At 66.4% G+C, this 9,664-nt stretch carries 9 protein-coding genes, 1 pseudogene and 1 riboswitch; of the genes and pseudogenes, 8 read left to right on the top strand and 2 right to left on the bottom strand.

Annotated elements, in window-relative coordinates; translation table 11 throughout:
- Positions 1 to 30 precede the first annotated feature (30 nt).
- A complete protein-coding gene (locus RTN46_RS15000; protein WP_312182563.1) occupies positions 31 to 441 on the bottom strand; it encodes a hypothetical protein in 411 nt (136 codons plus the stop codon).
- Between the two features lie 275 nt (positions 442 to 716).
- Between RTN46_RS15000 and RTN46_RS14995 the strand changes: the two genes are divergently transcribed.
- From RTN46_RS14995 to RTN46_RS14970, 6 genes are all read left to right on the top strand, one after another.
- The gene (locus tag RTN46_RS14995; protein ID WP_312182561.1) at positions 717 to 1,241 is read left to right on the top strand and encodes an Asp23/Gls24 family envelope stress response protein; all 525 of its coding nucleotides are present in this window, start codon (positions 717 to 719) and stop codon (positions 1,239 to 1,241) included.
- Positions 1,242 to 1,300: 59 nt separating this feature from the next.
- A complete protein-coding gene (locus RTN46_RS14990; protein WP_312182560.1) occupies positions 1,301 to 1,480 on the top strand; it encodes a hypothetical protein in 180 nt (59 codons plus the stop codon).
- Positions 1,477 to 1,881 (top strand): Asp23/Gls24 family envelope stress response protein, encoded by a 405-nt coding sequence (locus RTN46_RS14985; protein WP_312182559.1) that lies wholly within the window; start codon positions 1,477 to 1,479, stop codon positions 1,879 to 1,881. The genes RTN46_RS14990 and RTN46_RS14985 overlap by 4 nt, the downstream gene beginning before the upstream one ends.
- A complete protein-coding gene (locus RTN46_RS14980) occupies positions 1,878 to 2,468 on the top strand; it encodes a DUF6286 domain-containing protein (RefSeq protein WP_312182557.1) in 591 nt (196 codons plus the stop codon). The genes RTN46_RS14985 and RTN46_RS14980 overlap by 4 nt, the downstream gene beginning before the upstream one ends.
- A 33-nt stretch (positions 2,469 to 2,501) precedes the next feature.
- The gene (locus RTN46_RS14975) at positions 2,502 to 3,125 is read left to right on the top strand and encodes a hypothetical protein (RefSeq protein WP_312182555.1); all 624 of its coding nucleotides are present in this window, start codon (positions 2,502 to 2,504) and stop codon (positions 3,123 to 3,125) included.
- A gap of 125 nt (positions 3,126 to 3,250) precedes the next feature.
- Positions 3,251 to 4,090 carry an MBL fold metallo-hydrolase gene (locus RTN46_RS14970; protein ID WP_312182554.1) on the top strand — a complete coding sequence of 280 codons (840 nt, stop codon included), beginning with the start codon at positions 3,251 to 3,253 and terminating at the stop codon, positions 4,088 to 4,090.
- On the opposite strand, the gene cycA is transcribed toward RTN46_RS14970, so the two are convergent.
- Entirely contained in the window at positions 4,077 to 5,567 is a 1,491-nt protein-coding gene (gene cycA, locus RTN46_RS14965; RefSeq protein ID WP_312182552.1) for a D-serine/D-alanine/glycine transporter, read from the bottom strand. The two genes, RTN46_RS14970 and cycA, sit on opposite strands and share 14 nt — an antisense overlap.
- Before the next feature lie 270 nt (positions 5,568 to 5,837).
- Positions 5,838 to 5,946, top strand: a riboswitch (glycine riboswitch).
- Positions 5,947 to 6,095: 149 nt separating this feature from the next.
- Here cycA and gcvP point away from each other — a divergent pair.
- Both gcvP and RTN46_RS14955 read left to right on the top strand, forming a co-directional pair.
- Positions 6,096 to 8,930 (top strand): aminomethyl-transferring glycine dehydrogenase, encoded by a 2,835-nt coding sequence (gene gcvP / locus RTN46_RS14960; protein ID WP_312182551.1) that lies wholly within the window; start codon positions 6,096 to 6,098, stop codon positions 8,928 to 8,930.
- Between the two features lie 11 nt (positions 8,931 to 8,941).
- Positions 8,942 to 9,664 (top strand): annotated as a pseudogene (locus RTN46_RS14955) (glycine cleavage system protein T); the annotation flags it as partial.

Below are 9,664 nucleotides of genomic sequence, written 5' to 3'. Positions count from 1 at the left end.
ACCCACCCCGGCCCCCCGCCACTCCCAGCACTACGTTGCGGTAACCCGTTCAATAGCCAGCACCGTGACATTGACCGAACCAGCGGTGATGCCGGTAGCGCGAAGGGCAAGAGCAATCCGCTCCCGGACCTGGGCAGCAACTTCCTGAGCGTTAAAAGCGGCATCGGTGGCCAAGTCCACTTCGATCGACGCAGTCCCGTCCTTGATTGTCGCCACGACGCCGTCACGCAGGTCCGGCGCACCAGGGGCCCCGGGAGACCTGGCTGCCCATCCCGCCGTCGTGCGCCAGGACCGGGCGGCCCTGGTGCCCAGCCTGGCCAGCCGATGGCTGCGGGCAGTCTCCAGACGCAGCACCCCAGGGGTCTCACGCGCTGCGCGTGCGGCGACCCCGGCAACCAGGCCGCTGTTTACAAGCTGGCCCCGGAGCGGTTTTTCCGGCATCGCCGTTCCACCTTCCGATTTCCGGTGGCGCATTCCCCGCAGGCCGTCCGCCCGGCGCAGGTCTCAGTTGCGGCCGGCGGCGGATGCCACCGGTCCTGCCAATATGCCACCGGCGCGGACACGGCGGAACCAGCTCCGCCTAACGGGAGTCCAACGGGAATCTATGGGGTCAAAGGCACGAATACTTCAGGGCAGGCGTGACGATTCGGTTGCAGGCCGTCTTAATGGAAGAAGGCGATCCGGCCCGGATCCCCATCCAGCAGGAGATGAGAATCATGGCAGAAACCGCCAGGAACCCTGGACAGGCCTCAACCCCAACCGCTCCGGCGGTATCCGGCAACGTTGTGGGCAGCGACAGCGAGATCGAGGAGCAGCGGCGTTCGGGACCGCTCCATACGCCCCGGGGCGATACAACCATCGAAGAAACCGTGGTGCAGAAACTGGCCGGCATGGCCACCCGGGAAGTCCCCGGTGTTTATGCCATGGGAAACGCGGCACGGCGGGCGTTCAGCGCCGTCACGGACCGGATCCCCGGCTCACAGACCAACGTCAGCCATGGCGTCACCGTGGAAAAGGGCGAACGCCAGGCGGCGATCGACGTGAGCATCGTCGTCGAATACGGCTTCTCCATCGTGGAAGTCAGCCAGGGCATCCGCCGGAACGTCATCCGCTCGGTGGAGAACGCGACCGGCCTGGAAGTCCTGGAAGTGAACGTCAATGTCACCGATGTGCAGCTGCCCGGCGACTCCAAGGACGAGGGAGACGACGGCTCCAAGCCGCCCTCGAACCGCTTGGAATAGCGGATCTCCGTTCCGGCAAGCCCGGGACGGACACAAACTAGCGAACTAAGGAGAACACCATGTCTGCAACAAGATGGTGTCTGGCAGTTGGTCTGGTTCTGGGAATCGTGTTGGCCTTTGGCGGGTGGTTCGCCTTCCTGATCACCCTCCTCTTCGGCTTGATCGGCCTGCTTGTGGGCTTGACCGCTGACGGCAAGCTCGACATGGCCGGATTGTTTGGCCGGGCCTCCAGCCGATGACCACCTCGCAGGTCCCCACCACACGACGGACCCGCCGTGACATCGCCAACCGGGGCAGCACCTCCATGTCCAAAAAAGTGCTGGAGAAAATCACCAGCCAGGTCGCGCAGGATGAGACCCAGGCCGGCGGGACTTCCGGCGGTTTCCTGGGGATCGGCTCCCGGGCGGACTTCAGCGCACGTCCGGACGCCGACGTCGAACTGGCCGGAAACATCGCCAGCCTCAAGGTGACGGTGGGCCTTCCTTACCCGCTGCCGCTCCGCCGGGCCACCGACCAGCTGCGCCAGCGCATCGCCGAGCGGGTCACTGACTTGACCGGCGTCCAGGTGCGGCAGGTCGACATCACCATCGCCTGGCTGAAGCCGAAAGCGCTCACCTCGGGACGAAGGCAGCTGCTGTGAGCCGGCCGGGTGCACCTCCGGTGGTGCTGCGCCGGCGCCCGAGCAGGTCAGTGCCGGCAACCATCTGCGCCGCGGTGCTCCTTGCCCTGGGCATTGCGCTGGTCTGGTCAGGGCTGCTCCGGCTGACCGCTGGCTCTTGGCCGGACGCCTTCACTGCTCCACTCCGCTGGCTGGCCGAAACGAGCTGGGATGACCCGGCCGTCTGGACCATCGGAGCGGCGGTGGCTGCCGCCGGGCTGATCCTGCTCCTCGCCGGCCTCCTGCCCGGCCGATATCACGACGTGGAAGTCCAGCTGCCACCAGCGGACAAGCCGGATGCCGAGCATGCCGTGGAGGGCGACGCCGGTGTGGTGATGTCCCGCCGGGCCCTGGCCCAGCTTGCGGCCGCGACCTGTGAACACATCGACGGCGTGTCTTCCGCTTCCGCGACGGCAACGGACCGGGAAGTGCGGGTCGTTGTGGATACGGCCCTGCACGATACCCGCGATCTGAACCACTGGGTCGGCGACGGCGTGCGGTCCCGGCTTGCTGCTTCGGGTCTGGCTCCGGTCCCGCGCGTCAAGGTTTACATCCGCTCCCGGGACTGACCCGGGGCCTGCCAGGAACGGAAAGGATGCGCCATGCGACACCATGCAGGGGCGATGAACCGGACGTGGCTGATCATCATTGGTGTGCTGCTCTTGGCAGCCGGGATTTGCTCGCTGCTGATTTCCTCGGGATTCCTCGTTCAAACATTCGGCGACGCGATACCTGATGCCGGCACACCCGTGCTGACGGAAGATCCCCAGACTCTGCTGGCACCGGACTGGGTGGCGCCGGCGGTCCTGATCAGCGGGCTGATCCTGGGGATCCTGGGCCTGTGGTGGATTCTCGCCGAAGTCCCCCGCAGGCGCGGCGCAGCGGGATACCGGCTGCAGGAAGATCCCGCACGGGGTATCACCCGGTGTGACCCTGGGGTCCTCGCCGCCGCCGTGGAATACGACACCAACCGCATGCCCGGGGTAGTGGGATCCTCGGCGCTGCTTCGCGGCACGGCCGGAGCCCCCGACCTTGCCCTGCGGGTGACGGTCAACGAGCGCTCGGACATCCAGGAGTCGCTGCGCCGGATCCGCTCGGAGGTCCTGCCGAACCTCAGCCTCGCGCTGGAAGCGCCGCTGCACACGGTCGGCATCGCACTGGAGGTCAGTTCCAAGCCGGCTCAGCTGGGCAGCACCGTCGAATCGACGGGAACAGTGGTCTACTAAGGCGGCGGGCGAGTTCAAATCGTTATCCCCGCACAGGCCTTGATTCGTCCGGTTCCGGTGTCGCGTGCGGGAGGTACGCGGTAGCGTGGCCGGGACTTCGGCCAACCTGCTCATGAACGGTTCCCATGACGATGGTGCAGCATTACAAGGAAGCACTACCCGCGAACGACTATCCGATCTGTGTCACCTGCGGCACGCAGTACTCCGAACCGCGCCCCTCCTGTCCGGTGTGCCTGGACGAGCGGCAGTACGTCCCGCTCTCCGGCCAGGCCTGGACCACGCTCTCCCGGCTCCGCTCCGGTTCCCGGCGTGCCAGTGTGCACCCGGAAGGCCCCGGAGTGGTCGGCATCGGGTGTGAACCGAAGTTCGCCATTGGGCAGCGGGCGCTGCTGGTCAAGGCAGCGGACGGCAACGTGCTGTGGGACTGTGTGCCCTACCTCGACGAGGAACTCATCGACATCGTCAACGCTGAGGGCGGGCTCTCCGCGATCGCCATCAGCCATCCGCATTACTACGCGACCATGGTGGACTGGGCACGGGAATTCGAGGTCCCGGTCTATCTGCATGTCGCCGACCGGCAATGGGTGGGACGCACTGATCCGGTGCTGCAGTTCTGGGACGGGGATCGCCTGGAGCTGGCATCGGGGCTGGTGCTGTACCGCCCGGGAATCCATTTCCCGGGCGGCACGGTGATGCACTGGGACGACGATCCGGACGGGCTGGGCGCACTCTTCAGCGGGGACATCATCCAAGTCATCCCGGACTTCAGCCACGTGGCCTTTATGTACAGCTATCCCAATCTGATCCCGGAACGTCCCGACGTCGTGGAGGCCGCCGCCGAGCTGCTGGCGCCACTGGCATACGAACGGCTGTACGGCGCCTGGTGGGATTTCATCCTGCCGCGGGCCGCGGACCGGATTGTCCAGGATTCAGCTACCCGGTACCTGAAGTTCACCCGCGGCTGACGGCGCTGGCTGCTTCCCGTTCTTCGGCTGCCATGGCCTTGTACTCGGCAACCCGGGCCTGGTGCAGCGGCGTGCGGCGCAGCACTGCATAAGCGCCGCCCAGCAGGGCAAACCAGATCGGGGTGACAAGCAGTGCCGTGAGGGTGTCCGGCTGCGTGGTCAGTGCCCAAAGGATAAAGACGAAGAAGGCCAGCACCACATAAACCATGATCCGACCGCCGGGGAGCTTGAACTTCGACTCTTCGTGCAGGTGCGGACGCCGCCGCCGGTAGGCGAGGTAGCTGAACAGGATGATCGACCAGACGAACATAAAGCACAGTGCCGAAATGGTGGTCACCAGCGTGAACGCCGCGCTCACCGACTCACCGGCATAGAGCAGGACGACGCCGGCGAGGAGGAAGGTGCAGGAGAAGAACAGGGCGTTCTGCGGGACCTTGCGGCGGGACAGGCGGCCGAACGGGCCGGGGGCATCGCCGTCGCGCGCCAGGCCGTAGACCATGCGCGAAGTGGAATAGATGCCGGAATTCGCCGACGACGCCGCGGAGGTCAGCACCACAAAGTTGACGATGGCGGCAGCCGTGCCAAGCCCGGCGAGCGTAAACATGCCCACGAACGGGCTCTCGTCCGCGCTGAATTCCGTCCACGGGATCACCGACATCAGGATCACCAGCGCGCCTACGTAGAACAGCATGATGCGCAGCGGAATCGAGTTGATCGCCTTGGGCAGGTTCTTGGTGGGGTCCTTGGTTTCGGCCGCGGCGGTACCGACCAGTTCGATGCCGACGAAAGCGAACACGGCGATCTGGAACCCGGCGACGAAGCCCATGGGGCCGGTGGGGAAGAACCCGCCGTTTTCCCAGAGGTTGCTGAAGCTGGCTTCCTCGCCAGGTCCGGACTGGAACTTGGTCAGGATCATGACCAGGCCCACCACGATCAGCGTCAGGATGGCCACGATCTTGATCAGGGCGAACCAGAACTCGGTTTCACCAAAGGCCTTCACGGTGGGGAGGTTCAGTGCGAGCAGGAGGACTATGCAGGCGAGGGCCGGAATCCAGAGCGGCGCGCTGGCCCACCAGAAGGTGACGTAGTGGGCGATCGCCACAACGTCGGCGATGCCGGTGACTACCCAGCAGAACCAGTAGGTCCAGCCGGTGAAGAACCCGGCCCACGGGCCCAGCAGGTCCCCGGCGAAGTCGCTGAAGGACTTGTACTTCAGGTTGGAGAGCAGCAGCTCACCCATGGCCCGCATCACGAAGTACAGCATGAAGCCGATGATCATGTAGACGAAGATGACCGACGGGCCGGCGACGGAGATGGTCTTGCCGGAGCCCATGAAGAGGCCGGTGCCGATGGCCCCGCCGATCGCCAGGAGCTGGATGTGGCGGCTGGACAGCGAACGTGAGAGGTCCGGTTCCGTGGAACTGGAAACCGCTGGAGAGGTGGTCGAGCTGGGCGGGCGGGTGGAGCTACCTGGCATGGAGTTCTTTCTCGTAGGCACCAAATCGCAGGCGCCGCCGCCAAGACATGCTGCTGTCATCGAAAGTCCAATGAAGCCTCATGAGATGCGGCGTGACCGCCGACCATTTCAGTGTCGGCAGTGGCCGCGGTCATGTCAATTTGGGGGACCGGGCACTCCGAGCGTATTAAGGCACGGGCGGGGGCCCGGGAAGGGAGTTGTGTCATACCTTGAAGGCTCCGGTGCGCCCGACTAGAGTCGGTTACGCAGTTACAACCGAATATGCCTTTATCAGCCGTGGCGGGAGAGTCCTGCAGCAGCACGCACTACCGAAGCCGCAGGCGCCGTAGGAGCAAACCCTCCCCGGGAATCTCTCAGGCCCCTGTACCGCCACAGCGAGGCAACTCTGGAAAGCAGGGGCCGGACCTTTCCGGTTCCTCACCGACGGTGCAAGCGGATCACACCCGCGGAATCTCTCAGGTCCAATACAGAGCGGGGAGGAGCCAAGCGTCTCATCGGCGTACCCTCGCCCGCCTTTTGGAGCCTCCTATGACATCAGTCCCGTCCACCGCAGCTTTTGTCGACCGCCACATCGGTGCGCGCTCGGCAGAAACCGACGCCATGCTCAAGGCCGTTGGCTACGACACCCTCGACAACCTGGTGGATACGGCCGTTCCCGCGGCGATCCGGCAGGCCTCGCCGCTGGTGCTCGCCCAGGCCCAGAGCGAGCAGGAAACCCTCGCCGCCCTGCGCCGGTTGGCAGCAAAGAACAAGACCGCCGTGCAGATGATCGGCCAGGGCTACTTCGACACCCACACGCCGCCGGTGATCCTGCGCAACGTCGTGGAGAATCCCGCCTGGTACACCGCGTACACCCCGTACCAGCCCGAAATTTCCCAGGGCCGGCTCGAAGCCCTGCTGAACTTCCAGACCATGGTCCAGGACCTCACCGCCCTGCCCGTCGCCAACGCTTCCCTGCTCGACGAAGCCACGGCCGTCGCTGAAGCGGTGCTGCTGATGCGCCGCTCCAACAAGGCCAAGTCCGAGGGCAAGATCGTCCTCGATTCCGACGCGCTTCCGCAGACCATCGCGATCGTCCGTGGCCGGGCCATCGCCCTGGGGTTCGAGGTTGAGGTCGCTGACCTCACCACCGGCCTGCCCGACGGCGAGATCACCGGCGTCGTCCTCCAGCAGCCCGGCGCGTCCGGCGCCGTCCGCGACCAGTCCGCGCTGATCGCCGAAGCCAAGGAACGCGGCGCGCTGGTTACCGTGGCAGCTGACCTTTTGGCCCTGACCCTGATCACCCCTCCCGGCGAGCAGGGAGCTGACATCGCCGTCGGCTCCGTGCAGCGCTTTGGTGTTCCGCTCTTCTTCGGCGGCCCGCACGCCGCGTACATGGCCGTGCGCAAGGGCCTGGAGCGCTCGCTGCCCGGCCGCCTGGTTGGCGTCTCCAAGGACTCTGCCGGCACCCCCGCCTACCGGCTGGCACTGCAGACCCGCGAACAGCACATCCGCCGTGAAAAGGCGACGTCGAACATCTGCACCGCCCAGGCGCTGCTGGCGATCGTGGCGTCCATGTACGCCGTCTACCACGGTCCTGAAGGGCTGAAAGCAATTGCGCTGCGCGTCCACGGACACGCCCGCTCGCTGGCTTCCGCGCTGCAGGGCGCCGGGGTCGAACTGGTCTCCGACGTTTTCTTCGACACCGTCACCGCCCGGGTCCCCGGGCGCGCCGCCGACATCGTTGCCGCCGCTGAGTCCAAGGGCATCAACCTGCGCCTCGTCGACGCGGACACGGTGGGTGTCTCCGCTGACGAGACCACCACGGACGCCGTGATTGCCGACGTCGCCGCTGCCTTCGGTGCCTCCCCGTCTGATGCGTCCGGGTTTGACCTGCCGTCTGACCTGCTGCGCACCTCGGAGTTCATGACCCATCCGGTCTTCTCCTCCTACCGCTCCGAAACCCAGATGCTGCGCTACCTGCGCCGCCTCTCGGACCGGGACCTGGCCCTGGACCGGACCATGATTCCGCTGGGTTCCTGCACCATGAAGCTGAACGCCACGGCCGAGATGCAGGCCATGACCTGGCCCGAATTCGCCTCGATCCACCCGTTCGCCCCGGATTCCCAGACCGAGGGCTGGCGTGAACTGATCTCCGATCTGGAAGCCCAGCTGGCCACGATCACCGGTTATGACCAGGTGTCCATCCAGCCCAACGCCGGCTCCCAGGGTGAGCTGGCAGGCCTGCTGGCGATCCGCGGCTACCATCACTCCCGCGGCGAGGCGCAGCGCAACATCTGCCTGATCCCTGCCTCCGCGCACGGCACCAATGCCGCGTCCGCGGTGCTGGCCGGCATGAAGGTGGTTGTGGTCGGGACCGCCGGTGACGGCGCGATCGATCACGCGGACCTGCGTGCCAAGATCGATGCGCACCGCGAGAACCTCGCTGCGATCATGATCACCTACCCCTCCACCCATGGTGTGTACGACGACGACGTCCGCGACGTCTGCGACGCGGTGCACGAGGCCGGCGGCCAGGTCTACATCGACGGCGCCAACCTCAACGCCCTCGTCGGCCTGGCCCAGCCGGGCGAATTCGGCGGCGATGTCTCCCACCTGAACCTGCACAAGACCTTCTGCATCCCGCACGGCGGCGGCGGTCCCGGCGTCGGGCCCGTGGCAGCCAAGGCACACCTGGCACCGTTTATGCCCGGTAACGCCGCAGCCTGGGACGGCGGCGAGGACATCCCGATCTCGGCCTCCCGTTTCGGCTCGGCCGGTGTCCTGCCGATCTCCTGGGCTTACGTCCGTCTGATGGGCGGCGACGGCCTGACCTCCGCCACCAAGAGCGCCCTGCTGGCGGCCAACTACGTGGCAGCCCGGCTCAACGACTACTTCCCGGTGCTCTACACCGGCAAGGGCGGCCTGGTGGCGCACGAGTGCATCCTGGACCTGCGCGAACTGACCGCCAAGACCGGCGTCACCGCTGAGGACGTCGCCAAGCGCCTGGTGGACTACGGCTTCCACGCGCCGACGCTTTCCTTCCCTGTGGCCGGAACCCTGATGGTCGAACCCACCGAGTCCGAGGACCAGGGCGAGATCGACCGGTTCATCGACGCGATGATCGCCATCCGCGCCGAGATCGACCAGGTGGCTGCCGGCGACTTCCCGGTCGAGGACAGCCCGCTGCGCCACGCCCCGCACACAGCCGCCGTCGCGGCCGGCAACGAGTGGGACCGCCCCTACCCGCGCGAACAGGCTGCCTTCCCGCTGCGCGGCCAGCGCATGGACAAGTATTTCCCGCCCGTGGGCCGCATTGACGGCGCAGCTGGGGACCGCAACCTGATCTGCTCCTGCCCGCCGATCGAAGACTTCGAGAACTAGGGGATATCCAGATGACCGAGCATTACACCGCGCTTTACGAAGAGCACAAACGCCTGGGCGCTTCCTTCACCGACTTCGGCGGCTGGCAGATGCCGCTGAAGTACAGTTCCGAACTTGCTGAGCACCACGCCGTCCGCAAGACCGCCGGATTGTTCGACCTCTCCCACATGGGCGAAGTCCGGGTCACCGGACCGCAGTCCGGCGCATTCCTGGACTACGCGCTCACCGGCAAGCTCTCCGCTATGACCGTGGGCCGTGCCAAGTACTCGCTGATCACGAATGCCGGTGGCGGAATCATCGATGACCTGATCAGCTACCGGCTGGCGGACGACGAGTACCTGGTGGTGCCCAACGCCGGGAACGCCGCCGTCGTGGCCGCTGAACTGGCCACCCGCGCCGAGGGCTTCGACGTCACGGTCCAGGACGAAACAGCGGCCACCTCGCTGGTAGCCGTGCAGGGTCCTGAGGCCGAAGCGATCCTGCTGGACCTGGTGCCGGCCGGGCAGCAGGAGCTCGTCACGGGCATGAAGTACTACGCCGCCGCCGCGGTTCCCCTGCAGTTCGGTGAAGTGACCGGCAGCTACCTGGTTGCCCGTACCGGCTACACCGGTGAGGACGGCTTCGAGATCTACGTGTCCAACGACGCCGCCCCCGCCCTGTGGCAGGCGCTGCTCGCCGCCGGCGCGGACCGCGGGCTGGTCCCTGCCGGCCTGGCCTGCCGCGACTCGCTGCGG

The sequence above is a fragment of the Arthrobacter sp. genome, assembly GCF_031988865.1.
Taxonomy (GTDB): Bacteria; Actinomycetota; Actinomycetes; order Actinomycetales; family Micrococcaceae; genus Arthrobacter_B.
Note: the sequence above shows the minus strand (reverse complement) of the source record. Positions and strands in the feature narration are given on the sequence as shown.